22 protein-coding genes and 1 riboswitch are annotated in these 24,315 nt (G+C 71.8%); of the genes, 6 read left to right on the top strand and 16 right to left on the bottom strand.

Going from position 1 to position 24,315, the window contains the following annotated elements:
* Position 1: 1 nt before the first annotated feature.
* Together ABZS40_RS01250 and ABZS40_RS01245 are read right to left on the bottom strand one after the other, a co-directional pair.
* On the bottom strand, positions 2-538 hold the full coding sequence (locus ABZS40_RS01250) for a hypothetical protein (RefSeq protein ID WP_354940461.1): 537 nt from the start codon (positions 536-538) through the stop codon (positions 2-4).
* A gap of 88 nt (positions 539-626) precedes the next feature.
* A complete protein-coding gene (locus tag ABZS40_RS01245; protein ID WP_354940458.1) occupies positions 627-2,495 on the bottom strand; it encodes a glycerol-3-phosphate dehydrogenase/oxidase in 1,869 nt (622 codons plus the stop codon).
* 219 nt (positions 2,496-2,714) lie between these two features.
* Between ABZS40_RS01245 and ABZS40_RS01240 the strand changes: the two genes are divergently transcribed.
* The 3 genes from ABZS40_RS01240 (at position 2,715) to ABZS40_RS01230 (ending at position 6,626) form a co-directional block, all read left to right on the top strand.
* Complete coding sequence (locus ABZS40_RS01240) at positions 2,715-5,294, top strand: S8 family serine peptidase (protein WP_354940455.1); 2,580 nt, start codon at positions 2,715-2,717, stop codon at positions 5,292-5,294.
* A gap of 69 nt (positions 5,295-5,363) precedes the next feature.
* Positions 5,364-6,299 carry a GNAT family N-acetyltransferase gene (locus tag ABZS40_RS01235; RefSeq protein ID WP_354940452.1) on the top strand — a complete coding sequence of 312 codons (936 nt, stop codon included), beginning with the start codon at positions 5,364-5,366 and terminating at the stop codon, positions 6,297-6,299.
* A 78-nt stretch (positions 6,300-6,377) separates the two neighbouring features.
* Entirely contained in the window at positions 6,378-6,626 is a 249-nt protein-coding gene (locus ABZS40_RS01230) for a hypothetical protein (protein ID WP_354940449.1), read from the top strand.
* 56 nt (positions 6,627-6,682) lie between these two features.
* Here ABZS40_RS01230 and groL read toward each other — a convergent pair whose 3' ends face one another.
* From groL to ABZS40_RS01215, 3 genes are all read right to left on the bottom strand, one after another.
* Positions 6,683-8,305: a chaperonin GroEL gene (gene groL / locus ABZS40_RS01225; protein ID WP_354940446.1), complete on the bottom strand. Its 1,623-nt coding sequence runs from the start codon at positions 8,303-8,305 to the stop codon at positions 6,683-6,685.
* Between the two features lie 272 nt (positions 8,306-8,577).
* Entirely contained in the window at positions 8,578-9,759 is a 1,182-nt protein-coding gene (locus ABZS40_RS01220) for a hypothetical protein (protein ID WP_354940443.1), read from the bottom strand.
* Positions 9,760-9,854: 95 nt separating this feature from the next.
* Positions 9,855-10,058, bottom strand: a complete 204-nt coding sequence (locus tag ABZS40_RS01215) for a cold-shock protein (RefSeq protein WP_124815530.1) — start codon at positions 10,056-10,058, stop codon at positions 9,855-9,857.
* 325 nt (positions 10,059-10,383) lie between these two features.
* Here ABZS40_RS01215 and ABZS40_RS01210 point away from each other — a divergent pair, with 325 nt between their 5' ends.
* Entirely contained in the window at positions 10,384-10,914 is a 531-nt protein-coding gene (locus tag ABZS40_RS01210; RefSeq protein WP_354940439.1) for a GNAT family N-acetyltransferase, read from the top strand.
* Positions 10,915-11,007: 93 nt separating this feature from the next.
* Here ABZS40_RS01210 and paaN read toward each other — a convergent pair whose 3' ends face one another.
* Positions 11,008-12,681 (bottom strand): phenylacetic acid degradation protein PaaN, encoded by a 1,674-nt coding sequence (gene paaN, locus ABZS40_RS01205; protein ID WP_354940436.1) that lies wholly within the window; start codon positions 12,679-12,681, stop codon positions 11,008-11,010.
* Between the two features lie 111 nt (positions 12,682-12,792).
* Between paaN and ABZS40_RS01200 the strand changes: the two genes are divergently transcribed.
* Entirely contained in the window at positions 12,793-15,027 is a 2,235-nt protein-coding gene (locus tag ABZS40_RS01200) for a hypothetical protein (RefSeq protein ID WP_354940433.1), read from the top strand.
* A 75-nt stretch (positions 15,028-15,102) separates the two neighbouring features.
* On the opposite strand, the gene ABZS40_RS01195 is transcribed toward ABZS40_RS01200, so the two are convergent.
* The 8 genes from ABZS40_RS01195 to ABZS40_RS01160 form a co-directional block, all read right to left on the bottom strand.
* On the bottom strand, positions 15,103-15,381 hold the full coding sequence (locus ABZS40_RS01195) for a hypothetical protein (protein WP_354940430.1): 279 nt from the start codon (positions 15,379-15,381) through the stop codon (positions 15,103-15,105).
* Positions 15,382-15,634: 253 nt separating this feature from the next.
* Positions 15,635-16,921, bottom strand: a complete 1,287-nt coding sequence (thrC, locus tag ABZS40_RS01190) for a threonine synthase (protein ID WP_354940427.1) — start codon at positions 16,919-16,921, stop codon at positions 15,635-15,637.
* A gap of 10 nt (positions 16,922-16,931) precedes the next feature.
* Positions 16,932-17,067, bottom strand: a riboswitch (SAM riboswitch).
* 105 nt (positions 17,068-17,172) lie between these two features.
* Complete coding sequence (locus ABZS40_RS01185) at positions 17,173-17,373, bottom strand: hypothetical protein (RefSeq protein WP_354940424.1); 201 nt, start codon at positions 17,371-17,373, stop codon at positions 17,173-17,175.
* The gene (locus ABZS40_RS01180) at positions 17,370-17,744 is read right to left on the bottom strand and encodes a YbaB/EbfC family nucleoid-associated protein (protein ID WP_354940421.1); all 375 of its coding nucleotides are present in this window, start codon (positions 17,742-17,744) and stop codon (positions 17,370-17,372) included. Before ABZS40_RS01180 ends, ABZS40_RS01185 begins: the two co-directional genes overlap by 4 nt.
* Entirely contained in the window at positions 17,741-18,172 is a 432-nt protein-coding gene (locus ABZS40_RS01175; protein WP_354940418.1) for a YbaB/EbfC family nucleoid-associated protein, read from the bottom strand. The genes ABZS40_RS01180 and ABZS40_RS01175 overlap by 4 nt, the downstream gene beginning before the upstream one ends.
* A complete protein-coding gene (locus ABZS40_RS01170; RefSeq protein ID WP_354940415.1) occupies positions 18,169-18,891 on the bottom strand; it encodes a hypothetical protein in 723 nt (240 codons plus the stop codon). Before ABZS40_RS01170 ends, ABZS40_RS01175 begins: the two co-directional genes overlap by 4 nt.
* An 11-nt stretch (positions 18,892-18,902) precedes the next feature.
* Positions 18,903-19,202: a hypothetical protein gene (locus ABZS40_RS01165; protein WP_354940412.1), complete on the bottom strand. Its 300-nt coding sequence runs from the start codon at positions 19,200-19,202 to the stop codon at positions 18,903-18,905.
* 114 nt (positions 19,203-19,316) lie between these two features.
* Positions 19,317-19,514 carry a hypothetical protein gene (locus tag ABZS40_RS01160; RefSeq protein ID WP_354940409.1) on the bottom strand — a complete coding sequence of 66 codons (198 nt, stop codon included), beginning with the start codon at positions 19,512-19,514 and terminating at the stop codon, positions 19,317-19,319.
* A gap of 91 nt (positions 19,515-19,605) precedes the next feature.
* Between ABZS40_RS01160 and ABZS40_RS01155 the strand changes: the two genes are divergently transcribed.
* On the top strand, positions 19,606-19,911 hold the full coding sequence (locus ABZS40_RS01155; RefSeq protein ID WP_354940406.1) for a helix-turn-helix transcriptional regulator: 306 nt from the start codon (positions 19,606-19,608) through the stop codon (positions 19,909-19,911).
* Positions 19,912-20,329: 418 nt separating this feature from the next.
* On the opposite strand, the gene ABZS40_RS01150 is transcribed toward ABZS40_RS01155, so the two are convergent.
* Both ABZS40_RS01150 and ABZS40_RS01145 read right to left on the bottom strand, forming a co-directional pair.
* Complete coding sequence (locus tag ABZS40_RS01150; RefSeq protein ID WP_354940403.1) at positions 20,330-21,199, bottom strand: ABC transporter permease subunit; 870 nt, start codon at positions 21,197-21,199, stop codon at positions 20,330-20,332.
* A complete protein-coding gene (locus ABZS40_RS01145; protein ID WP_354940400.1) occupies positions 21,199-24,063 on the bottom strand; it encodes an alpha/beta fold hydrolase in 2,865 nt (954 codons plus the stop codon). The genes ABZS40_RS01150 and ABZS40_RS01145 overlap by 1 nt, the downstream gene beginning before the upstream one ends.
* Positions 24,064-24,315 lie beyond the last annotated feature (252 nt).

Below are 24,315 nucleotides of genomic sequence, written 5' to 3'. Positions count from 1 at the left end.
GTCAGCCCTTGACCTCGGCCGGGGTCGCCTGGGTGAGCAGCAGCAGGATCTCCCCGGCGACCGGCGTGAGCTCCTCGCCTGGGCAGTCCTGCGAGGTGATCAGACCGGTCGAGGTGATGAGGCTGGACGTCAGCGCGTCGATGCAGGTGGTCCGGTACCGCCGGGCCTGGTCGGTCTCGTCGGCGAGCGCCGGGTTGGCGAGCAGCACCTGGAGCCGTTCGGTCAGCTCCGGTGCGAGGGTGCCCCGGGAGGTCACGCCGTCGCCGGCGCAGTCGACGCACTGCCACGCGCCGTTCCCTTCGACGCTCAGGGTGCGCATCGGCCCGTCTTCGCCGAGCCGCTGGAGCAGGCTGACCTGACCGGCGGCGACAGTGGTGGGGATCTCCAGCTGCGAGCCGCCACCCGCCGTACCGGCGGTCGGTTGCGCCGCCGGGGTGCTCGGCTTGTCTCCGTCGAAGAGGGAGCACCCGGTCAGGGCGCCGACGAGCGCGACGGCGAGCAGGGGTGAGAGCAGACGAGGTCGCGCGCGGGGTAGCACGCGCGGAAACCTACCCCACCGTAGGTAGCGTTCGAAACCACCATCCGGGCCGGTATCGATGGTTACCCATTGGTAACGTCGCAATTCGTCATCGAGCGGACGGGCGCAGCTCCGCCTGCTCGTCATCGCCGCCCCGGTCGGCCGCGTAACCCCGGACGTCCGGAGCGCCGAGCCGGGCCGCGTCCGCCGCCGCGTCGTCCGGCATCAACTGGGACTGCCGCTCCGCCTCCACCCGGACCCGGTAGTGCTCGACCTCGCGTGCCCTGGTCGCCGCGTCCCAACCGAGCACCGCGCCCATCAACTCGGCGGTGTGCTCCGCCGACTCCAGCCCCCGGTGGCTGGTCTCGAACGAGATCCGGGTCCGCCGGGTCAGCACGTCCTCCAGGTGCAGCGCACCCTCGGCCCGCGCCGCGTAGACGACCTCCGCCGCCAGATACTCCGGAGCACCAGCCAGCGGAGACGCCAGCAGAGGATCGGCGTCGACCAGCGCCAGCAGGTCCAGGGTGAGGGTGCCGTACCGCTCCAGCAGGTGCTCCACCACGCCCACCGGCACGCCGTGCCGGCGCGCCAGATCGGCCCGGTCCCGCCACATCGCCGGGTACCCGTCGGCGCCGAGCAGCGGCAGGTCGGCGGTACGCGACGAGCGGGCGCCACCGAGCCGGCGAGCGGCCCGGTCGACCACATCTGACGCCATCACCCGGTACGTCGTGTACTTGCCGCCGGCGACCAGCAGCAGCCCGAGCATCGGCTCGAAGACCGCGTGCTCACGGGAGAGCTTCGAGGTCGAGTCGGCCTCGCCGGCCAGCAGCGGCCGCAGCCCGGCGTACACCCCCTCGATGTCGGCGGTGGTCAGCGGCCGCTCCAGCACGGTGTTGACCTGCTGTAGGAGGTAGTCGATGTCGCGGGCCGAGGCGGCCGGGTGGGACCGGTCCAGCCGCCAGTCGGTGTCAGTGGTGCCGATGATCCAGTGCCCACCCCACGGGATGACGAAGAGCACCGAACTCGCCGTACGCAGGATGAGCCCCGTCTCGCCGGTGATCGCCGAGCGGGGCACCACCAGGTGCACCCCCTTGGAGGCGCGCACCCGGACGCCGGGCCGCAGGCCGACGTCGTTGAGCATCCGGGACATGTCGTCGCTCCACACGCCGGTGGCGGCGATGACGGTGCGGGCCTGCACCTCGAACTCCGCGTCCGGCGAGCCCGGCGGGGCCTCCAGGTCCCGGACGCGGACGCCGGTCACCTCGCGCGCCTGCCGGATCAACCCGACGGCACGGGCACTGCTCACCACAGTGGCACCGAGGCTGGCCGCGGTGCGGGCCAGGGTGACCACCAGCCGGGCGTCGTCGACCTGCCCGTCGTAGTAACGGATCGCCCCGGCCAGCGCGTCGGCCCGCAGACTCGGGAAGATCCGCCGGGCGCCCTCCCGGGTCAGGTGACGGTGCAGGGGCATGCCCCGGCCACCGCCGAAGACCCCGGCGAAGACGTCGTACGCGGCCACTCCGGCGCCGTAGTACGAGCGGCGGAAGACCCGGGCCGGCAGGTCCCGCAGACCCCGCCCGGCCGGCAGCGGCACCATGATCGGCACCGGGCGTACCAGGTGCGGCGCGAGCCGGGTGGCCAGCAGGCCGCGCTCGGTGAGCGCCTCGTGGACCAGGTGGAACTCCAACTGCTCCAGGTAGCGCAGGCCACCGTGGATGAGTTTGCTGGACCGGCTGGAGGTCCCGGCGGCAAGGTCACGCGCCTCGACCAGCGCCACCTTCAGGCCCCGGGACGCCGCGTCCAGAGCGGCACCGGCTCCGGTCACCCCGCCCCCGATGACCAGCACGTCGAAGCGCTCGGCACGCAGTCGACGCAGGTCGGACGCACGGCGGACCGGTGAGAGCTGACCGGCGACGGATCGGGAGACATTGGGGTCGCGCACCCGTCCACCGTAACCGCCGAGCCACAGTCTCGACATTCGCCGCCCGTCCCGCACCGCGCCTACCTGCTCCGCAGCGCACGACATGTCTCGCCACCCGATCCAGGCCGACCGATCGGAGATCTTGGACAGTTTCCGTCATCGCCTGACGGAAACTGTCCAAGATCTGCGCGGTTCTTCGCACCGAGCCGGCGATGCGCAAGCCCCGGAACCCGACGGTCGGGCCGAAACCCTTCGTCGTAGTCGTAAGGTTCTCGGATGCAAGGTCAACCTGCGCACCCCGGCCTCAGCGAGCGCAGTTCCCCGTGGCCGGTGGTCGCGGCCGTGCTGGTCGGCTGCTGGACGGTTGCGATCACCGTGGGCACCCAGACCGGTGGCTGGCTCACCGACCAGGTGCTGCTGGGCTTCGGACGGGACCGCCTCGGCTGGCTCTGGCCGGTGCTCGGCCTGGCCACCGTCGTGCTGGCCGGCACGCCCGCCCTGCTGCTGGCCCTCCTGCCCCGGTCGGGCGCGGTCCGGGCCACCGGGCGGGCCTGGTTGATCGGGGCACTCGCGCTCGGCGTGCTCACACTGCTGCGGGTCGTGCCGCCGGTGCACCATGAGGCGTACCTCGCCGCGCTGGCCGGCGCCGCGTTGCTCGGCGCGCTCGTCGTGCGCTGGTCGGCGCGCCGATGGGCGTACACCGGGCTGGTTGGCCCGGTCGGCGGCCCGGCACCCACCGGAGACGACGACGCCGTGCGGCCCGAGGTCACCGGAGACGACGACGCCACGCGGGCCCCAGCCACCGGGAACGGCGACGCCACGCGGCCCGCAGCCACCGAAGAGCCGGTCGGACGGCGCGTGCGCCGACCTGGCCCGGTGCCGCTGCTCGCGGTCGCCGCCGGGTTGGCACTGCTGCTGCCGTGGGCCTGGCTGGGCGCGCTCGGCGGTCTCCTGGAGACCGCGCTCGCGCTGCTGGCGGCCGCCGCGCTCGGGGTGCTGGCCGCGACTCTGCTGGACGCCCCCTTCTGGGCCCCGTTCGCGGTGGGGCGACCGCCCCGGCCGGCTCGGCTGGTGCTGGTCGGCGGTCTGGTCGCCGGGGTGGCGCTGCTGCTGCTCGCGGCCGGGACCGGCCAGTCCGGCGCGCAGTTGCCCGCCCTGCTGACAGTGCCGCCGGTGGGTTTCGCGCTGGCCGCCCTCTGGGCTGCGACCTGGCGGCCCACCGCCGACCCGGCCACCGCCGACCCGGCCGAGGCCACCCGCGCCGGCCGAACGGCGACCGGCTGGCTCGTGGGCCTGGCCGCGCTCGGCCCGCTGGCCTTCACCGACCCGGAAGAGATCAGCCTGCTGCTGGTCGGCACCCGGGACATCCCGTTCTGGGTGGCGGCCGCCGCCGGCGTCGGGCTCGCCGTCGCGGTCCTGGTCGCCATCGGGTACGCGGTGCTGCTCGCCCGGTCGACGGCACGCACCCCGAACAGGCGGTTCGCCGTGGTGGCGGCCGTGGTGCTGCTGGTGGCGTTCGGCGTGGTCGACCTCGGCCCCGGCCAGCCGGGCCTGTACGGCGAGCGGCTGTTCGTGGTGCTGCGCGCGCAGGCCGACCTGAGCGATCTTCCGGCCGCCGCGCCGGGTCGGGCCGGGCGCGACGCCCGCGCGGCGGAGGTCTACCGGCGGCTGGTGACGACCGCCGAGCAGAGCCAGGGCGACCTGCTCCGGGGGTTGAACCGGCTGCGCCTCGACCCGGTGTCGTACTACCTGGTCAACGCGGTCGAGGTGGACGGCGGCCCGGCGGTGCGGGCCTGGCTCGCCAGTCGACCGGAGGTGGCCCGGGTGCTGGTCAGCCAACGCCTGCGCCCGCTGCCGGCCCCGGCCGGGCAGAGCCGGGGCACCGCGCCCAAACCCACCGGCCCGCAGTGGAACATCCTCCAGATCGGCGCCGACCGGGTGTGGTCCCAACTCGGGGTCACCGGCACGGGCATCGTGGTCGGCAGCTCCGACTCGGGGGTGGACGGCGGCCATCCGGCGCTGCGCGCCGGGTTCCGTGGTGGGGACGACTCCTGGTACGACCCGTGGGACGGAACCCGGAGCCCGACCGACCAGGGCGGGCACGGCACCCACACGGTGGGCAGCGCGGTCGGGCGGGACGGCATCGGGGTGGCACCGGACGCGCAGTGGGTGGGCTGCGTCAACCTGGACCGCAACCTCGGCAGCCCCGCGCACTACCTGGACTGTCTCCAGTTCATGTTGGCGCCCTTCCCGGCCGGCGGCGACCCGTTCACCGACGGCCGTCCGGAGCGCGCCCCGCAGGTGCTGACCAACTCGTGGGGCTGCCCGCCCATCGAGGGTTGCGACCAGCGCGTCCTGCGGCCGGCCACCGCCGCCCTGGACGCCGCCGGGATCTTCGTGGTCGCCGCGGCCGGCAACACCGGCCCGTGGTGCGCGTCGATCGACGATCCGCCGGCCCCGTACCCGGACGTGCTGACAGTGGGCGCGGTGGACGCCCAGCGACGGGTCGCCGAGTTCTCCTCGCGCGGGCCGGTGCCGGGCGGCTCGGGTAAACCGGACGTGCTGGCACCGGGGGTGGCTGTGGTGTCGGCCATGCCGGGCGGCACGTACGCCGCGCTGGACGGCACGTCGATGGCGACCCCGCAGGTGGCCGGGGTGGTCGCGCTGATGTGGTCGGCGAACCCGGCGCTGGTCGGCGACGTGACCCGGACACGGCAGATCCTGCGGGACACCGCCACTGCGGCGACGCCCACCTACCGCTCCGACAGCCCCTCCGACGCCTGCGGTGCTCCGTCGAACGTCACCGGCGCCGGGCAGGTCGACGCCTACGCAGCGGTTCGCGCCGCCCAGCAATAGGCAGGTTTCCTTCCTGAAGTGTTGAGCCGGGGGTGCGGCTCAACACCCGGTGATCTAGGGTCGGCGACCATGGGCGCCGAGATCACCGTCACCGAGCTGACCGCCGACCTGGTCCCCAGCGTCGTACAGCTCTGCCAGCAGGCTCTCGACCTGCCCGAGGACGCCGCCGAGGCGGCTGCCATCGTGGACGTGCTCTGGACCCGGGCCGCCGCCGACCGGCCGGTGGTCGGGCTGGGCGCGTACCGGGGCGCGGACCTGGTGGGGGTGCTGATCTGTTCGGTGTCGTCGACCGAGCCGGAGATGGGGCACGTCGACCTGGTCGCGGTCCTTGCGGAACAGCGGCGTCGGGGCGTCGGCCGGGCGCTGCTCCAGCGGGCCGAGCGGGTGCTAGCCGAGCGCGGGGCGACCGAGGTGCTGCTGGCCGGAAATCCGCCGTACTACGCGTGGCCGGGCATCGACGTCCGCTACACGCCGGCGGTCTGCGCCGCCCTGGCGCTCGGCTACCAGCAGGACCGGACCGCCTGGAACATGACCGCGGACCTGTCGTACGACGGGTCGCCCGCACTGCGGTCCACCGTGGCGACCGAGCGGCGGCTGGCCGACCAGGGCATCACCGTACGCCGCGCGGAGCCGGCGGACCTGCCGACGCTGACCGCGTTCGCCCGGTCCACCTTCGGCGGGACGTGGGAGGGCGAGCTGGCCGGTTCGGTGGGGCGCGCCGACGCCGGTTGCCACCTGGCAGAGCGGGACGGTGAGGTGCTCGGCTTCGCCGCGTACGGGTCGTCCCGGCCGAGTTGGTTCGGGCCGATGGGCACCGCGCCGGCCGCGGAGGGGTCGGGCATTGGTGGCGTGCTGTTGCGGCGTTGCCTGCGCGACCAGCGGGCGGCGGGGCTGGACCGGGCACAGATCGGCTGGGTAGGTCCGGTGCCGTTCTATTCGGGCAGCGCAGGTGCGTGGATCGAGCGGGTCTTCTTCCTGTACCGGCGAACCCTGTCCAGGGCATAACCGGGGCAAACAGGACATAGATCCATTCGCCCGCATCGGCCATCGCCGCCCCCTACCGTTTCGGTAGAGGAGGCAGCCATGACCACGGATGACAACCAGACCGAGGACGGCACGCCGATCACCTGGAAACCGGTGGGTGAACTCCCCGGTCAACTGCCGCTCGACCGGCTCGACTACGGCGACGCCGAGCAACTGGCCGAGATGACCACCGACGGTGAGCCGTCGGTGGTCGAGGAGCCGCAGGAGATGGTGGACGCGCCGATCCAACTGCTTCCGCCGTACAACCGGGCACAGAAGCGGCGCAACCAGCGCCCACTACCGACCTGACGACGAACGGGGCGGACCGCGTCAGCGGTCCGCCCCGTTCGGTGTCGGAACTGGACTCAGAAGTCCATGTCCCCGCCACCCGGGCCAGCCGGGGCAGCCGAGGTCTTCTCCGGCTTGTCCGCGACAACGGCCTCGGTGGTGAGGAAGAGCGCCGCGATGGAAGCGGCGTTCTGCAGCGCCGAGCGCGTGACCTTGGCCGGGTCGATGATGCCCGCGGCCAGCAGGTCGACGTACTCGCCGTTGGCGGCGTTGAGACCGTGACCCGCTGCGAGGTTACGGACCTTCTCCACCACGACGCCGCCCTCGAGGCCGGCGTTGACGGCGATCTGCCGCAGCGGGGCGTCCAGCGCGACCTTGACGATGTTCGCACCGGTCGCCTCGTCGCCGACCAGGTCGAGCTTGTCGAAGGCGGTCTTGCCGGCCTGCACCAGCGCGACGCCACCACCCGGGACGATGCCCTCCTCGACGGCGGCCTTCGCGTTGCGAACGGCGTCCTCGATGCGGTGCTTGCGCTCCTTGAGCTCGACCTCGGTGGCCGCGCCGACCTTGATCACCGCAACGCCGCCGGCCAGCTTGGCCAGCCGCTCCTGCAGCTTCTCCCGGTCGTAGTCGGAGTCGCTCTTGTCGATCTCGGCCCGGATCTGGTTGACCCGGCCCTGGATCTGCTCGGCGTCACCGGCACCGTCGACGATGGTGGTCTCGTCCTTGGTCACCACGACCTTGCGGGCGCGGCCCAGCATCTCGAGGCTGGCGGCATCGAGCTTGAGGCCGACCTCCTCGCTGATGACCTGGCCACCGGCGAGGATGGCGATGTCGGTCAGCATGGCCTTGCGGCGGTCACCGAAGCCCGGCGCCTTGACGGCGACCGACTTGAAGGTGCCACGGACCTTGTTGACCACCAGGGTGGCGAGAGCCTCGCCCTCCAGGTCCTCGGCGATGATCAGCAGCGACTTGCCCGACTGCATGACCTTCTCCAGGATCGGGAGCAGGTCCTTCACCGACGAGATCTTGCTGTTGGCGATCAGGATGTACGGGTCGTCGAAGACGGCCTCCATACGCTCCGGGTCGGTCATGAAGTAGGCCGAGATGTAGCCCTTGTCGAAGCGCATACCCTCGGTGAGCTCCAGCTCCAGCCCGAAGGTGTTGCTCTCCTCGACGGTGATGACGCCTTCCTTGCCGACCTTGTCCATCGCCTCGGCGATGATCTCGCCGACGGTGCTGTCGCCAGCGGAGATGGAGGCGGTGGAGGCGATCTGCTCCTTGGTCTCGACGTCCTTGGCGAGCTTGGACAGCTCCTCCGAGACGCTCGCGACAGCAGCCTCGATGCCCCGCTTCAGGGCCATCGGGTTGGCGCCGGCGGCCACGTTGCGCAGGCCCTCGCGAACCAGGGCCTGGGCCAGGACGGTCGCCGTCGTCGTGCCGTCGCCGGCAACGTCGTCGGTCTTCTTGGCGACCTCCTTGACCAGCTCAGCGCCGATCTTCTCGTACGGGTCCTCGAGCTCGATCTCCTTGGCGATGCTCACACCATCGTTGGTGATGGTGGGGGCACCCCACTTCTTCTCGAGCACGACGTTGCGGCCCTTGGGGCCGAGGGTCACCTTTACGGCGTCGGCGAGCTGGTTCATGCCCCGCTCGAGGCCGCGGCGCGCCTCTTCGTCGAACGCGATCATCTTGGCCATACGGCGTTGTCCTCCTGGACACTCACGGGCCACCCGAGATGTGTGCCCCGGATGGGCCGCCTGGTGTGCGCACCTTGGGACGTCGCCACCTGGCGACGACGACGTCCTACGGCCGGGCCGGATAGCCCGCGACGACCGGCCATGTGCTGCCCCGGTGTCTCCACACCGGCACAACCTGGCCCCACCGTCCCGACCGCTGGCACTCACGGTATGCGAGTGCCAATGACTTGTTTAGCACTCTCCCCTGCCGAGTGCAAGCACGATGCCGCCGCTCAGCCGAGTTCCGCCGACAGTCCGGCGGTGTTCACCGGCGCCTCATGGGCACGCTGCTCGGCGTACGTCACCAGCAGACCGATCATCTGAGCGAGGTGGGCCGGCAGTGCCAGCAGTGCGGTGATCCCGATCACCACCACCGTCCCGGCGGCGGTACCCGCCGAGGAGAACGGATCAGTTCCCAACGCGGAGGTGCCGATCCCTTCCAGGCCACCGGGGATCAGGGTGCCGACGATCACCGCCACGGCCACCAGGGCCACCCGACCGAGCAGCAGGCCGAGCCGGTCATGGAACATCCGGAACGATCGACCGATCGGGTTGTGGCGTTCGAAGAGATAGACCGGGCCGGCCATGCTCAGCGCGAAGGCCAGGTAGATGCCCGGCAGCACGCAGAAACAGACACCGACGCCGATCAGCAGACTGACCAACAGGGTCCAGCCCCACAGCCCGAGCGCCCGACGCAGGCCGTAGCGCAGCGCGGACTCCAGGTCAGCCGGCTGACCGGCCGCCTGTCGGGTGATCACCCAGGTGCCGGCGGCCCAGCCGACAGACTGCACCAACCCGACCACCAGGCTGCCGCCGACCAGCAGGACCAGGAGGCTCAGCAGTTCGGCGGCGAAATTGTCCGGCAGCGCGGGGGCCGACGTCGATTCGGCCTGGGCGGCCCACTTCGCCGACGGGTCCAGCCCGAGGGAGATCACCGAGAGCACCGCCGCCGGCAGCACCTGGGTGAGCAGCATGATCGGCACCAACTGCCGCCAGCCCCGGCGCAGCGCTCCCCCACACCTGGCGAACCAGCCGCCGATGCCGGCACCGGGCGGCGTGACCAGGGCGTCGTTCGGGTCGAACCCGTAACCCGGCGGGTACCAGCCTGCCGGTGCCCCCGGATACCACGGCTGCCCGCCGTACGGACCCGACCCGGGCGGGTAACCCCCGGTGGGCGGGAACGCCCAGCCCTGCGGCGGCGGGGTCGCACCCCAGGCATCCTGCCCGGGATCCCAGCCGGGCGCCGGACCGGAAGGGCCAGCGGGGCCGGAGTGCGGGCCAGCCGGGGGCATGCCCGGCCCCCAGCCGGGCGGCGGACCGGCGTGGCCGGGACTGCCGGCGGACGAGGACGGGTCGGACGGGTCCGGCTCCCCCGACCCTGAGGACGGAGTGGGCGGGGGTGGCTGGTCGGTCATGAACGCTCCTCAGCATCGGCTGGAACGGTTCACGATCTTCCCGGCTGCGCGCCCCGGCCGCAGCCCCGACTCACGGGGCCGATCGGCCAGGAGGCTCAGCCGATGACGCGTACGTGCTCTGCCTGCGGGCCCTTCTGGCCCTGGGCGATCTCGAACTCGACCCGCTGACCGTCGTCCAACGCCTTGTAACCGTCCATCTCGATCGCGGAGAAGTGGACGAAAACGTCCTGACCGCCGTCCACGGCGATGAAGCCGTAGCCCTTTTCGGCGTTGAACCACTTCACGGAGCCCTGTGCCACGGTGCACTTCCCTCACTCTGCGCGGCGTTGCCTGACTCGGCGCCCGGCACGGCCGGACGCCCCCGACCACCGACTCAGCGATCGATGACCGCCATTGGAGTAGGTGACCGAAATCGCACGCTACACGAGGAGTGACAGCGGCGCACGGCCACAAATCGGACACACTTCCGGGCGTCCCGGCCGCGCTGACCGGCCGGGTTTCCGAGCCACCGGATTCGCCAGCGTCATTGCGAAATGGAGGAAGGGTCGCAGGGTGCTCCCGAGGTGACCGGGATCGGGCCCAGCTCACGAAACGCCGTCCCTCCCCTGTGGTAGGCATGCGGACATGACCACCGACATGGGCTCGCCGGCCCTGCGGCTCGCGGAGATCCGCCGGGTCCGGCCGGAGGACGCCGCCCGGATGCGGGCGCTGCGCCTGGAGATGCTTGCCGACGCGCCGTTGGCCTTCCTGGAGACCCTGGCGGACGCGGCGGCCCGACCGCACAAGGAGTTCGCCGCCCGGGTCGCCTACACCTCGGCCGGCGCCAGTAACGCGCAGTTCATCGCCGACCCGGGCGGCCGGCTGGTGGGGCACGCCGGTGGCACGACCCACCCGAACGAACCCGGGCTGACCGTGATCTACGCCGTGTACGTCACGCCGACCTGGCGCGGCAGTGGCCTGCTCGGCGAGCTGATCGACGGGGTGGCCGCCTGGTCGCGGGCCTGTGGCCGACCGGAGCTGCTGCTGGAGGTGGTGGTCGGCAACGACCGCGCCTACCGCGCGTACCAGCGCCTGGGCTTCAAGGACACCGGGGTGCGAGTCCCCCACCCCACGATCCCCGCCCTCAACGAACTACAGATGCGCAGAACAGCCTGACCCACACCCCCACACGAACACCCGCCGCCGCGGCCGGTCGCGCCCACGGCGGGTTTCCGGGGCAGCCCCGGAAACCCCCACCGCAACTAAAGATCAAACATGACGCCGCGACTGCACGATCCGGAACCGGTTGGCGACGTAAGCCCCGTCGGTCAGCGCCGAGTTGGCAGCAGCGTTGGCCCCACTGCCGTGGAAGTCGGAGAACGCCGCCGACTGGTTGACGAAGACACCACCGGTGAGGTTGCAGGACAGGTGCACCCCGACCTCGACCGCGACAGCCTCGGTCGCGTCCAGCACGGCCTCGTCGGTCGAGTAGACCCCGGCGGTGAGCGCGCCCTTCTCGCCGACCGTCCGGCGCAGCAGCTCCAGGCTGTGCGTGGTGGAGTCGGTAGCGATGGCGAACGAGATCGGCCCGAACCACTCCCGGCCGTACGTCTCCGCGTCGTCAGCGGTCAGCTTCACGATCGTCGGGGTACGCACCACAGCGTCGGCGTACGACGGGTGGGCCACGGTCCGCGACTCCAGCACCGGCTCGCCGACCTTGGTCACCTCGGCCAGCCGCTCCAGCACCCCGTCGTTGACGATGGCGCCGGTCAGCTCCACGCCTCGGGCCGGGTCGGCGGTGAGCTTGCCGACGGCGGCGGCGATCCCGCCGGCCACCTCGTCGAAGCTCTTGTGCCCCTGGTCGGTCTCGATGCCCCCGGCCGGGATGAGGATGTTCTGTGAGGTGGTGCACATCTGCCCGCTGTAGAGGGTCAGCGTGAACCCGAGGTTGCGGCACATGCCGGCGAAGTCGTCGGTGGAGTCGATGACGACGGTGTTGAGGCCGGCCTTCTCGGTGTAGACCGATGCCTGCCGCGCGTGCGTCTCCAGCCAGTCGCCGTACTCCGTGGAGCCGGTGAAGTCGACGATCCGGACGGCGCGGTGCAGGGCCAGGTCGCTGGCGAGCTTCTCACCGGGCGCCTCGGCCGCCAGCATGATCAGGTTCGGGTCGAACCCGGCCTCGGCGAGCACCTCCCGGGCGTACTTCACGGTGATGGCCAGTGGCAGCACCGCGCGCGGGTGCGGCTTGACGATCACCGGGTTGCCGGTGACCAGCGAGGCGAACAGTCCGGGGTACGAGTTCCAGGTCGGGAAGGTGTTGCAGCCGATCACCAGCGCCACCCCACGCGGCACCACGTGGAACGTCTTGGTCATCCGCAGCGGGTCACCCTTGCCGGCGGCCTTCTCCCAGCCCGCCGTGCCCGGGTGCCGGGTCATCTCCGCGTACGCGTACGCCAGCGCTTCCAGCGCCCGGTCCAGCGCGTGCGCGCCACCGGCCTGGAAGGCCATCACGAACGCCTGCCCGCTGGTGAACTGCACCGCGTTGGCCAGCTCGAAGATGTGCTTGTGCAGCCGGTCGAGGATCTCCAGGCAGACGCCCACCCGGGCCTGCGGGCCGGCGTCACGCCACGCCGGCAGCGCGGCGGAGGCGGCGTCGACCAGCTCGCCGGGGCCGGCGTGCGGGTACCGCACCGCCAGCTCCACCCCGAACGGGCTCGTCTCGGTGGCGACCCGAACGCCCGCGCCGGGCTGGTCGAGCGGGAAGTCACCACCGAGGTACGCCTCGAAGGCGGCCTTGCCGTCGGCGGCGGCGGTCTCGCCGTACACCCGGGGGCTGGGGGATTCGGGATAGGCGGACCAGTAGCCCCGCTCCGTGATCGCGGTCAACGCGCGGTTGAGGGTGTCGGCGTGCCTGTCGTACAGGGGATGCGGGGTCTCCGTCATGCCCGCCATCATGCAACAACCAGGCCCGCGAGCAGTAGGGCCGGTGCCGGCTGGCGATTGGTTCGGTTGAGGAAGGGTAAGCGCCGCCCTCGGGCCAGGGAGGGACGCGGGGTGGGGATCACTGAGATCCGGGTGCACGGCGTCGCCGACAAGGGTCCGGAGACGATTCTCGATCGGCCGGTGGTGGTCCGGGTCGCGGGCGACGACGACGCCGGCTTCTTCCGGCCCCGGCCTGGTTTCGGTGACCCGGCCGAGTCGGACGGGGCGACGCTGGAGGCGTATCGCTGGAGCGGTCTGACCAGCGGCACCGCGACCCGGACCTTCTCACTGGTCCTGCTGCTGCCGTTCATGCTCAGCAACATCGTGATCTGGATGCTCCCGGTCATCGGGCGTTCGGGTACCGCCGGCCGGGCGGTGTGTCGACTGCTGGCGGCTTCGTTGACCGCCATGTACGTCCTCTCGACGGTGGGCGTCTCGCTGGACCTGATCGCCTGGCAGTGTGCGGCGTACCCACGATGCCTGGAGGACCGCCGGGAGATCTCCTGGCTGGGCGGCGTGACGCCGGGGTTGCGGCTGGCTATCCTCGCCATCCTGCCGATCCTGGCTATCGCACTGATCTGGCGGCTCGGGGCGCGTACCTGGCAACTTCCCGAGGACAGCGCGGCGACGCCGCAGGGCGTGGGCGCGGACCGCCTGGACACCCCTGCGTTCTGGGACAACCGAGCGCTACTGCGACGGCTACGGTCGGTGCACGTCGCGGTGGCGCTCGGCACCCTGAACGCGACGCTGCTGCTGCCGCTGGCCAGTCACGATGCCGCGCTGACCGGTTACGTGCTGCTCGGCGTCAACGTGGCACTGCTCGCCGGGACCGCCGTTCTGCTCTGCCGGCCGACCATCGAGCGGCACGGCGGCCCGGGCAACGGCCGCTCTCCCACCCAGGCGGCGCGCCGTGCGGCCGTGGTGCTGACGGTGCTGACAGTGGCGTACGCGTCCGCACCCCGGTCACCGTGGGCGGCCACCGGCACGTTGCCCTGGTACGACGTGCTGGTCGCCGGGCTCTTCGCCACCCAGTTGGTGCTGCTGCTGGCGCTGGGGGTGCTGGTGCTCAGCCGCCACCGGCGGACCGGGCGGACCTTCGTCGCCTGCCTGGGCGCGCCGGTGCTGGCATCGGTGGCGATCGGACTGGCTGTGGCGTTCTCCTCCGGCGTCACCTACGCGGTCGCCGAGTACCTGGACCGCGGCTCCAGCCCCACCCCGGCCCGACCGCTGCCTCCGGGGGCGCCGCCGCTGTCCCCGCCGGTCGCGTACCGCTGGGCGGCCCTGGGCTTCTCGGTGGCGCTCGTCGTCGTGTGGGTGGTGGCGGTGCTGGGCGCGCGGATCCGACGGACCCGGCACCGTCGACAGGCGGAGGAACTGGTCCACCGGGACTTCCCGGAGGCGTCCCGGGTGCCGCCGGAGCGCGTCGAGGCGGTGCGGGACGCAATCGTCAGGGCGCGCCTGGCGGACCGGCTCGGCCCACTGCTGCCGATCGCGTACGCGGTGTTGGCGCTGCTCACCCTGGGCGCGGCCGGGCTCTCCGTCCTGCACCAGGGGCCGGGGGCGCTCGCGCTGCGCCTGGGCGGGCAGACGCTGGCCCGGCCGGTGATCTTCGTGACCGACCTCGGCGGGGCGCTGACCGGCGTGTTCGCCCTGGTGTTGGCGGCGGCCGGGCTGCTCGCCTACCGGTCGGCAGGCATCCGGTCCATCGGAGTGCTCTGGGACCTGGCGACGTTCTGGCCACGCGGAGCGCACCCGCTCGCGCCGCCCTGCTACGCGGAGCGGGCGGTGCCCGAGCTGACCCGCCGGATCGGGCAACTCATAGCGAGCGGCGATCAGGTGGTCCTCTCCGGGCAGAGTCACGGCAGCGTGCTGGCCGTGGCCACGGTGCTCCAGTTGCCGGCGGCGTGCCAACGGCGGATCGCGCTGTTGACCTACGCGAGCCCGCTGGGCAACCTGTACCGGCGTTTCTTCCCGGCTTACGTCAACGACTCGGTGCTGTCGGAGGTGGGCGAGCGACTCGACTGGCGGTGGATCAACCTCTGGCGCTACACCGACCCGGTCGGCGGTTGGATCTTCGCCGGTGATCCGGTGGCCCGGCCCGGCCATCCCACAGCCCGGTTCGGCGGCCGGGCCGCCGAGGTGGACCGCCGGGTGCGCGACCCGGCCGGGTTGGCTGTCGGGCCGACCGACACCGTGCCGCCACCCGTGCGTGGGCACCACTTCATCTCGGACCAGGATTTCCACAGCGCGGTCCGCGAGCTGACCCGGCGGCTGGAGGAGGGTGAGCCGCCCGCGGTCAGAGGGTGAGCTGCCAGTCGGTCCAGGAGTCCACCGGGCGGAAGCCGAGCTGCTCGAGCACGCCCGCCGGCGAGGAGCGCAGATCTACGCCGAGCTGGTCGGGTTTGCCTCGGTGGCGTTGTCGGTGTTGTCGAGCTGCGGCAGGTCCAGTTGCAGGAAGCCGGCCGGGACGCCGTCCAGTCGGGCCAGCGCCCAGAGCGTGCGGGTGCCGGGCAACGGCGTGTGGAACAACGCGTCGAACCGGCGCCGGCAGAAGGGCGGTAGGTCCGGCAGATCGGCGTCGTTGACCGCCACCCCGATCCGGTACGCCTCGTCGACGGAAGTCCGGTCGGCGCCGTCGAACGACGCGATCGTGATGCTCATGCCGCTGAGGGTGCATGCGGGAAAAGCGATCGGGCCAGCGAATTGATCGCTGGCCCGATCGAACGTGGTCGGGAGGGGCACTCGCACAACGCCTCCGGCGTTGGGTCGCAAGAACTTCAAAAGTCTTCGGCGAAATGCCCTCCCGCACGGAGCATCTTGCGCCGTCCGGTTCCTGCCGTCAAGTCCGTAGCGGCGGGTTTTCCACACTCACAGCGAAAACCCAGTTACCGGCTGATCCACTCGGTCCCCCCTCTCAGCCGAGGAGACCGGCGTCCCGGGCGGCGCGCAACGAGGGCTTGATGTGGTGGGTCGGCCCGACCTGGCCGGCCACCGCGTCGATGGTCTTCAGACCCTCGCCGGTGTTGAACACGACGGTCTCGGCCGTCGGGTCGAGCCGACCGGATTCGACCAGCTTGCGCAGCACGGCCACTGTCACCCCACCCGCGGTTTCGGCGAAGACCCCGGCGGTACGGGCCAGATCGCGGATGCCCGCCCGGATCTCGTCGTCGTCGGCGTACTCCATCCAGCCGCCGGTGCGGCGGACCGCCTCCAGGGCGTAGAGGCCGGCCGCCGGGTCGCCGATGTTGAGCGACTTGGCGATGCCGGTCGGCTTGACCGGGACGATCGTGTCGGTCTCGGCGTGCAGGGCGACGGCGATCGGGTTGCAGCCGGCGGACTGCGCGCCGAAGACCTTCCAGCCGTCGGCGGGCGCCTCGACCAGGCCGATCTCCACCAGCTCGGAGAACGCCTTGTCAATCTTGGTGAGCAGCTCGCCGCTGGCCATCGGGATGACCACCTGCGCCGGGATCCGCCAGCCGAGCTGCTCGGCCACCTCGTAGCCGAGGGTCTTGGAGCCCTCCGCGTAGTACGGCCGGACGTTCACGTTGACGAACGCGGTGTCCTCGAATTCGTCGGTCTCCACCAGCTCGCCGCAGAGCCTGTTGACATCGTCGTACGAGCCGTCGATGGCGACCAGCTCGCCGCCATAGACGGCGGTGGTGATGACCTTGCCCTGCTCCAGGTCACTGGGGATGAAGACCACCGAGGGCGCCCCGGCGCGGGCCGCGTGGGCGGCCACCGAGTTGGCCAGGTTGCCGGTCGACGCGCAGGCGAACCGGCTGAAGCCGAGCGCCTTGGCGGCGGTGAGAGCCACCGAGACGACCCGGTCCTTGAACGAGTGGGTGGGGTTGGCGCTGTCGTCCTTGACCCAGAGCGGCGCGGTGATGCCCAGCTCGGCGGCGAGGTGCGGGGCCGCCACCAGGGGGGTCAGCCCCGGGTCGAGGGTGACCCGGGTGGCCGGGTCCTGACCGGCGGGAAGCAGTGCGGCGTACCGCCAGATGTTGTTCGGGCCGGCCTCGATCTGCTCGCGGGTGACGGTGGCCAGCGCGGCGGCGTCGTAGTCGACTTCCAGCGGGCCGAAACACTCGTAACAGGCGTGCTGGGCGGCGAGCGGGTAGCGGGCCGAACAGGCACGGCAGACCAGGGCGCGGGCGGGGCTGGCGGAGGTGTCGATGCCGGAGGCGACGAGCGTCGACGTCATGTCGAGAGTCCTCTCATCTTTCCCCGCATCGCACGGTGCGGCGGGGACGGAATTGGCACCTGCCCCACGGGTCGCTCAGCGGTGAGCGCGCGGGGTGGTTGCCGGGGCGTCGTCGGGCCGTATCCCTCAGCCCCTCTGGATGAGGTATTCAGTTGTGCCGTCGAGTCTAGGACAACGCTGTCGGTCGTTGCTACCGCAGATCCCACGGTGTGAGCCGCCCGCCGGCATCCCGGCGGGCGGCGCGCTGCTGGTCAGCGCCGGCGTCGACGCCCGAGGTAGAACACCACGGCCCCGAAGACGGCCAGTACGACAACGAGAATCCAGCCGGCGGTCGCGATGGCGCCGCCCGTGGGCGGTTCGCTGCCGGCGAGCAGCCAGACCGCACCCGACACGACGAGAAGCGCGACCACGACGGACACCATGACGACCACGGCGCGCTGCGCGGGAGTCATCGCTGCCGCCGCTGTCGATCGGTGCCGGGCATCGCGGCGGCCCCCGGGTTGGCCAGGATCTCGGCGACCGAGCGGCCACCGATGGTCAGCGACCCGAGCAGGGCGGTGCGGGCCTGCTCGGCTTCGGCCTCGGCGGCTCGAATCGCATCGCGGACGTGCTCGCCCAGGGTGAGGTTGTCCACGGCGCGGCGGGCCTGCGGCGTGATCCGTACGTCGAGCAGCTGACCGCCCGGTCCGACGGTGGCGATCACCGCGCCGTCGCCGGCCGCAGCCTGGTACTGCTCGCCCGCCGGCCGCTCGGCGAAATCCGCCGCCGCCTCCATGGCGGCAGCGATGTCACGACGGATCGTCGACAGGGCATCGGGGTTCATCTGGCCCTCCGGGCGGCGGCGCGCAGGGCCTCGGCGGCCGACGCGGAATCGTACGTCTGCGGAACCGGTGCGGGAACGTCGACCGGAACGGGCTGCCCGGAAACCTCGGCGATCGTCGCGCTCAGCGCCTGGGCGGCGCGCATCCTGGCGTCGCCCACGGCTGTCACGCAGGCTGCCCCGAGGGCCTGCGCGTCGAGGTCGCGGACCGCCTGCGGGCTCAGGTAGACGTCTTGGACCCGGCCGGCGCCGGTGGCCCTGACCACCACTGTGCCCGAGTCGTCGGTGCCCTCGTAGACCGTCTCCTGCGCCTCGGTGATCCGGGCGAGGACCCCGTTGAGCTGGTCGGTCATCGCCCGCAGCGACCCAGTGGTCAGGGCCGCGCGTTCCGCCTCGCGCGTCGCACGCTCGAAGGCTGGTACGTCGCTCACTCCTTCATCCACCCCTTCGGCTCGGCGATGCGGACCCGGACCTGCTCGGGCAGTTGCAGGCTCGTGGTGTCGATCCGGTCGCTGTCGCTCGTGAACATGTTCTCCAGAACGCTGAAGGCGTCGCCGACGTCACGGCTGGCCGTCCACACCTGCTGCACGAAGGTCAGCACGGCGGTGAGCGTCGTGATGGCGAACGCCGCCCAGGCTCCGACGATCGCCCACTGCACGGCCGGTGTGTAGGGGCCGGAAAGGTAGGCCACACCGGCCGCCACCAGCGCCGCGCCCGTGACGCTGATGTAGCTGACCAGGTTCGTGGTCAGCCCCCACCACATGTCGTCGCACATGTTGCGGACGTTGCTGGCCGCCTGCGCGATCGCGTCGAGGGCCGGCTCGATGCGCGTTTCCAGGAACGCCTTGAACGCCTCGGCGCCCTGATCGGCCCAGTAGGTGTCGACGTCACCGCGCGCCCGGGTCAGCCCCGCCTTGCACTGCTCGAACACGTCGCTCATGTCGTTCCACGCCTCGGAGCCCTTGTCCCACGGGTCCGGCGTACGGATGTTGATTTCGACAAGGGCGGTGAGGCCGACCACCACCGCCGGGCCGCCACCGGTGGGCCAGACGGCCGCTGCGAGGGCGGTGCCGAGGACACCGACCAGCACCCACAGGTTCTCGGTGGTGTCGCCGTCGAGTCGGTCGGAGTAGAGCGAGGAGTCGGACATCGCGGCTCCGTTCAATCCTGGTATGTGAAGTTCTCGCCCCGCACCCGCTCCTGCTCCTCGTAGTGGGTGGCGATGGTGGTCAGTGCGGTGCCGATCGAATCCATCGTCTTCTGGAGCGCCGCTGCCACGTCGCCCACGCCCTGCCGGACCCGCTCGTAGTCGTCAGGCAGGTTCCACGCGAACATCGGAAAGGCATCCCGCGGCAGTGTCAGCGAGGCGATCCTGGGTAGCACCGTGTCGGCGAATGACTTCGCGTCCTCGCTGATCGTCTGGCCCGCCTTGCGCATGGCCTCGGTTTCGAGCGACGTCACAACGACCCCCTCACCAGGCATCAACGGATCGATGGAAACGGCTGGTCCTGGCGGTTCATCCTGCCACGGATGGACCACTGGAGCTGTCCCCTGCTGCCGCCGCGGGTCGGCGGGTCAGCGGGCGCTCACCGCCGCCGGGTCGGTCACCGCGATCGGGTCCGTCACCGCGCCCGGCCGGGGCAGCGCCCTGGTCCGGGGCCGGGCGGCGAGGTTGAGCGGGTCGACCCGGTCGAGCGCGCTGGCCAGGATCGGGAACATCACGCCCCAGCCGAGCACGGCGACCAGTGGGTACGCGGTGGCGCGGGATCGCATCGGCAACTCCAATGTTCGAGTATCGTCGAACCAACGACACCGACCATAGGGTGTTGTTCGATGGTTGTCGAACAAGGGTTACACTGCTCACATGGAGCCGCACGAGCCCGACCTGATCGCCGTACCGGTCACCAGCGTGTTGGCCGCACTCGCCGACGACGTGCGGCTACAGATCGTCCGGGCGCTCGCCGAGGGCGGCGAGGCGACCTGCGGCAGCTTCGACTTCGGCGTCTCCAAGGCGACCCGTAGCCACCACCTCAAGGTGCTGCGCGAGGCGGGCCTGACCCGGACCCGGGCCGCCGGCACCAGCCGACTGGTCCGGCTCCGCCGGGACGAGCTGGACAAGCTCTATCCCGGCCTGCTGGACGCGGTCCTCACCCAGCGCCCGCCAGCCTGACCCTGCCCCACCCCGGCCCCGTCAAGCGGCGGCCCGCACGGCGGCGGCGGGTGGGACCTGCCCCAGGCGCTCGCTTTGGAGCTGAATCGTCTACGACATCAGCGAGGAGACGCGGCCCCGGCGGGCACACCGGCACGAGTTGGCGGAGTCCGGCGCAGCCCGACCTGTCCGGGTGATGTCGCAAACGATTCAGCTCCAAAGGCACCTGAGAAGAAGGTCCGCCGCCAGCGACGGAACAGCGCAAGGCCAGGCCAAATGCGCAACGGGGTACGCCAGCCAGCCTCGGACACGTGTCCGAGGGCGGGTCGAGGGCGGAAGCAGGCCCGACCGGCGGGGACGCCGCGATGGGCCTGCGAGCCTCGGCCTGGAGCTGGTCAACTGCCGCGAGCACCCCTACCAGCCCATCGGTGCCGACCCGCTACGAGGTGATGTCCTTGCGGGTGAAGCGCCAGAACGCAAGCCCCCAGAACAGCGTCGCGTAGCTGATCGCCGAGATGCAGCCGCGTACCACGTCGTCGGTCTGCACCGGAGTCGACAGCAGGCCCAGCCAGGCGGTGCTGAAGTGGGTGGGCAGGAAGTCGCGCACCGCGCCCAGGGCGGTGATCTGGTCCAGGATGCTGGACAGGATCCAGAGCAGCACCGCACCACCGACCGCGCCCAACGCGGCGTCCGTGGTCACCGACAGCAGGAACGCCAGGCCGGCCACCACCAGCAGTACGACCGCCAGGTAGCCCAGCACGGCCAGCAACCGGAGCAGCCCCTCGGTGGGTTCCAGCTCGGCGGCAACGGTGCTGCGCAGCGGCGACCAGCCGTAGCGCAGGGTGCCGGCCAGCAGCGCGGTGCCGGCCAACAAGATCAGGGCCAGCCCCGAGTACGCGAGCGCTACCACCAGCTTCACCGTCAACAACCGCGCCCGGGGCACCGGGATCGCCAGCAGATAGCGCAGGCTGCCCCAGCTCGCCTCGCTGGCCACCGTATCGCCGCAGAACAGCGCGACGACCACCACCAGCAGGAACGACGCCGAGACGAAGATCGAGAACAGGGTGAAATTGAGCCCGCCCGAGGTGGCCAGCTCGACCAGGCTGGCGAACTCGTTGCGACCGTTGTCGTCGTCGCCGCCCGAATCGAACTGGAACGCGATCAAGATGATCAGCGGCAGCAGCACCATGAACCCGAGCGCCAGCTGGGTCCGCCGCCGGGACGCCTGCCGACGGAACTCCGCCACGAACGGCGTGGTGGCCGACGGCCGATAACCGCGGGCCTCACCCGCGTCAGTAACAGCAGCCATCACCGGTCACCGCTTCCCCGAGAGTTCTCGCCCACCAGGGCGAGGAACGCGTCCTCCAGGCGCCGCCGAGGCACCACCCGATCCACCCCGATGCCGGCGCGCACCAGCTCCGCAACCACTTCGCTGCGGGCCGTGCCGTTGGTGTCGACAACCAGTTGGCCGTCGCTCTCCGGCAACACGCGGACCCCGTGCAGCCGGTCCAGCACCGCTCGCGCCGCCACCGGGTCGGTGACGTCGAAGAGCACACTCGGCGACTCGCCCACGATCTCCTCCACCGGCCCGGACGCCACGATCCGGCCCTTGTTCACCACCACCGCGTGCGTGCACGTCTGCTCCACCTCGGCCAGCAGGTGACTGGAGACCAGCACCGCCCGGCCGTCCGTGGCGTACCGCTGGAGCACCCGGCGCATCTCGGCGATCTGCGGCGGGTCCAGCCCGTCGGTCGGCTCGTCCAACACCAGCAGTTCGGGGAGGCCGAGCATGGCCTGGGCGATGGCGAGCCGCTGGCGCATCCCGTGGCTGTAGTTCTTGATCCTCCGGTGCACGGAGTCACCCAGCCCGGCGATCTCCAGCGCCGCGTCGAACTGTGCGTCCTCCCACGGCCGCCCGGTGGCCCGCCAGTACGCCTTCAGATTGTCCAGACCCGACAGGTGCGGCAGGAAGCCCGGCCCCTCCACCAGCGCCCCGATCCGGGACAGCACCGGTGAGCCGGGCACCAACCGACGACCGAAGACGTAGATCTCCCCGGCGGTCGGCTGGGTAAGCCCCATCAGCACCCGCAGGGTGGTGGTCTTGCCGGCGCCGTTCGGCCCGAGCAGACCCACCACCTGACCGGGGTGCACCTCGAAGTCCACGTTCGACACGGCGACGAAGCCGTCCGCGTACTCCTTGCGCAGCGCGCGCACGGCCAGCGGTGTGTCCGCGTACTCCGGATGAACCGACCGGTCCTGGCGGCGGTGCCGGCGGCGGACCAGGGCGACGACCACGACGAGCCCGATCACGATGGCGGCGAGCAGGCCGGCGAGCACCCAACGCCAGATCGTCGCGGCGGTGGGGATCGGCTCGCCGCTGACAGTGGGCAGGCTGACAGCGCCGTCCGCGGCCACCGTGTAAGCGGTCGGCGCCGCGGGCGTGGTGTACGACTGGTCGGAGGTGGCCACCACCAGTCGCAGCCGGTGCCCGGCCTCCACCCGGCGGACGATCCCGGGCAGCGTCACGGTGACCGGGCGGGCGTCCTGCACCTGCTGCGGCAGGCCGGTGAGCCGGATCGGGGCGACCAGGCCGTTCGGCAGGGTGGCCGCGCCCTCCGGGTCGACGTCGTAGAGCTTGACGAAGAGCACCGCCTCGCCGGTCGGCGACGCGGCACGCACTGTGACTGTGGGCGCACCGGCCACGTCCACCGCCTCGGTCAGCGGGGTGGACTCGAACTGGGCGTGCTGGCCGGGCACGTCACCGGCCACGCCGTCCAGCAGCGAGGCGAGCCCGCCGGCGAACGGTATCGAGGAGATGGCGGCCGGGTTGCCGTTCGGTGGGTTCGCGATCGGCTGTGCCGGACCGGCGACCGTCACCTCCCGGCGGGCGTTGCCGGCGAGGCCCGGGTAGTCGGCGCGGCGGAATCCGGTGGCGACGAGACCCCGGTCGAGCGCGTCGAAGCCGGCGATCCGCGACCAGGTGAAGTCGTCGCCGGGCGCGTCGCCCTCGCCCTTGACGTAGTGGTCGAGCCACTGGACGGTCAGGAACTTCACCCGGTCTTCGTCCGAGCGTGGTCCACTGCCACCGTCGTGCCCGCCGGTGAACCAGGCGACCCGTACCGGGGTGCCGGTGGCGGCGATGCCGCGCGCGTTCGCGTCCGCCTCACCGAGCGGGAAGAGCGTGTCCGCCTCGCCCTGCACCAGCAGGGTGGGCGCCTTGATCCGGTCCAGCACGCCGGCCGGGCTGGATCGGCGCAGCAGGTCCACGGCTGCCTGGTCGGCGCGGCCGGTGGTGGCGATCCGGAGGTACGCGGCGCACACGTCGGCGGCGAACCGACCGCAGGACGGGTCGGCGGCACCGGCCGGGGCGCCACCGGGACCGGTGCCGGGGCCTGCGCCCGGCCCGGGGCTGGGCGGGCCGGCCGACGCCGGTGCGCCCTGCGGCTGGGCGGCGGTCGCGCCGGAGAGCCCGGCCGGGCCGGAACCCACGTTGCCGCCCCCGCCGAAGAAGAGGCCGGCCCAGCCCTTCTTGAACACGCCCTCGGTCGGCGCTCCGCCGGTGCTCTCCGGCAGGAACGCGCGGGACAGGTCGTTCCAGGTGATCATGGGCACGATCGCGTCGACCCGACGGTCCTGGGCTGCCAACAGCAACGCCAAACCACCGCCGTACGAGCCGCCGACAACGCCGACCTTCGGGTCGCCTGCGGCGTCGGTGCGCACCTCCGGCCGCGCGGCCAGCCAGTCCAGCAGCCGCTCAGCGTCGCGCACCTCGTAGTCCGGGTTGTCCAGGTGGATCTCACCGCCGCTGCGACCGAAGCCCCGCGCGGTCCAGGTGAGCACCGCGTAGCCGCGCCCGGCGAACTCCTCCGCGTCGGAGCGAACCGACTCCTTCGTGCCGCCGAACCCGTGCGCCAGCAGCACCGCCGGCACCTTCCGACCGGACGAGGCGTCGTCCGGCAGGTAGAGGGTGGTGTCCAGGTTCACCGGTTGGTCACCGGACGGTCCGGACCGGACGGTGAGCATCGCGCTCTCGGTGCGTACGCCCGGTCCCTGTGGCCACACCGCCCAGGTCACGGCGGCGGCCAACAGCACGACGACCACAGCGGCGGCGGTCGCCCGGCGGCGGGTGGGCAGGGCACGCCGGAACCACGCGGCCGGCGACGGCGATGTCATGCGGCACACGGTACGGCCCGCAGCCTGAGCGTTGGCTGAGATCCGCCGTACGTCCGTCCGGTTGCCCCGATCGGTGCGCGGTGGGGTGCGAGCGCGCACCGTCCGACGCGGCACAGCGAGTTGAGTTCGGATCCCGTGAATTCCGATCTTCCGCGGATATCCACATCGATCCCTCCATGTCACACCCACGGCTGACACAGAGCGTGCCGGTAACGCGGACAAATGGTGACATGGCTCGAAGTGACGTGAACC

This window comes from Micromonospora sp. NPDC005324, assembly GCF_040607155.1.
GTDB classification, from domain to species: domain Bacteria; phylum Actinomycetota; class Actinomycetes; order Mycobacteriales; family Micromonosporaceae; genus Micromonospora; species Micromonospora trifolii.
Note: the sequence above shows the minus strand (reverse complement) of the source record. Positions and strands in the feature narration are given on the sequence as shown.